The organism is Cereibacter changlensis JA139, assembly GCF_003034985.1.
Lineage (GTDB): Bacteria > Pseudomonadota > Alphaproteobacteria > Rhodobacterales > Rhodobacteraceae > Cereibacter > Cereibacter changlensis.
In genome coordinates this window covers 1-1,740 of record NZ_PZKG01000311.1, presented here as the reverse complement: position 1 = coordinate 1,740, position 1,740 = coordinate 1, and the positions used below count along the sequence as shown (strand labels likewise).

General features: G+C 71.0%; 1 protein-coding gene and 1 pseudogene. One reads left to right on the top strand and one right to left on the bottom strand.

The genetic code is table 11. From position 1 onward, the window contains the following. Nucleotides 1-671, top strand: a pseudogene (locus C5F48_RS25475) (hypothetical protein); the annotation flags it as partial. A gap of 17 nt (nucleotides 672-688) precedes the next feature. Here C5F48_RS25475 and C5F48_RS23555 read toward each other — a convergent pair. Continuing rightward, entirely contained in the window at nucleotides 689-1,705 is a 1,017-nt protein-coding gene (locus tag C5F48_RS23555; RefSeq protein WP_107666096.1) for a GGDEF domain-containing protein, read from the bottom strand. Nucleotides 1,706-1,740 lie beyond the last annotated feature (35 nt).

The window sequence follows — 1,740 nt, the reverse complement described above, 5'->3', positions numbered from 1 at the left end:
CGGCCGAGCCTCAGGCGGCCCCCGCGCCGCGGGCTCCCGCCGCCCAGGCGCCGGCCCGGGTCGCCACCACGCCGCTGCGCGGCGTCGCCCCCTCCGGACGCTCGCTGCCGGCGCGCGGCGACGGCCGGCTGCGCCAGGTGCAGGCGGCGGCGGCGGCCGGGGCCAATGCCCAATGCATCGCCCTGTCGAACGGCGCGCGCTCGCTCGACGTGCTCTACGAGCGGTCCTGGTGCGCCTACAACCTCGACCGGCCGCTGGAGGCGCTGGCGGGCTTCCGCGCCGCCGAGCGCGGCGGGCTGGGGGCCGAGGTGCAGCGCGACGCGCGCTTCGGCATGACGCTGTCCTTCCTCGCGCAGAACATGACCGAGGAGGCGGCCCGCGTCGCCGCCGCCACCGATCTGACGCAGCAGCAGCGGATCGAGGTCGAGACCATCATCCTCGACCAGCGCGGCACCCGCGCCTACGAGATGAAGCAGTACAGCCGCGCCATCGCCTTCTTCGACGCCTACGAGCAGTTGACCGGCACGCTGCGCCGCGACCTCGCGATCCTGCGGGCCTACGCCTATCTGAATGACGGCGACCGGGTCACCGCCCGCCAGCAGTTCCAGTTGCTGAACGACCAGCTGGCCACGTCCGAGACCCGCAACGGGCTGCGCGCCGCCAGCCGCTGAGGCCGGCGGCGGGCGCTTCAGTGCATGCGGCGGCCGGCTGGTAGCTGCGCCACCGCGTTCACCCGGCCCAACGCGGCCACGGTGCGGTTGCGCCCGCCGGTCTTGGCCTCGGCCATCAGCGCGCGGGTCGCCAGCAGCCAGTCCTGCGCCGTCTCGAAGCCGGAGGCGGCGGCCATGACGCCGATGCTGGCGGTGAAGCGCAGCTCCGGCAGGTCGGGGACGAGGGCGATCTCGATGGCCTGACGGATGCGTTCGGCGGCCTCCATGCCTTCGCTGGCCCCGGCGCCGGAGAGGATGACGCCGAATTCCTCGCCGCCGATCCGGCCCAGCACGTCGCCGCGGCGGATCACCCGGAACACGGTCTGCGAGGTCACCCGCAGCACTGCGTCGCCGACCGGGTGGCCGAAGCGGTCGTTGATCGTCCGGAAGTTGTCGAGGTTGAAGATCAGCAGCGCCGAGGGCTGCCCGCCACGCTTGCGCCGCTCCAGTTCCTTGGTCAGCAGGTTCATGAAGGCCCGGCGGCTGGCCGCGCCGGTCTGGGGATCCTCGCTGGCGATCATCCGCATCTCCATCTGCGCGATGATGACCTTGGCGATGTTGGCCATCACCTCGCGGTCGATGTCGGAGAAGTCGCGCGGCATGCTGTCCATCACGCTGAGCGTGCCGATGTTGTAGCCGTCGGGGGTGGTCAGCGGCGCGCCCATGTAGCTGCGCACCTGCGCTCCGGCAGCGACCAGCGGGGTGTCGAGGAAGCGGGGGGCCTGGTGGGTGTCGGGGACGAGCAGCACCTCGCGGCTGTGCAGCGCCTCGTCGCAGAAGGCGTTGTCGCGCGGCAGTTCCGAGGTCGACAGGCCGCGGTGCGATTTGAACCACTGTCGGTTCTCGTCGATCAGGGTGATCGCCGCCATCGGCACGGCGAAGATCGAGCAGGCCAGATCCGCCAGAAGATCGAATTCGGTCTCCGGGGCCGTGTCGAGAATTTCATAGCGTCTCAGCGCGAGGAGTCGCGCCACTTCGTCGTCAAGTTTCGACATTCCACATTCACCCGTTCACGCTGTCGAACTGTCCA

Bases quoted from the DNA above. Each gene is read 5' to 3' on its own strand.
- C5F48_RS23555 (WP_107666096.1), bottom strand. From the start codon at position 1,705: ATGTCGAAACTTGACGACGAAGTGGCGCGACTCCTCGCGCTGAGACGC.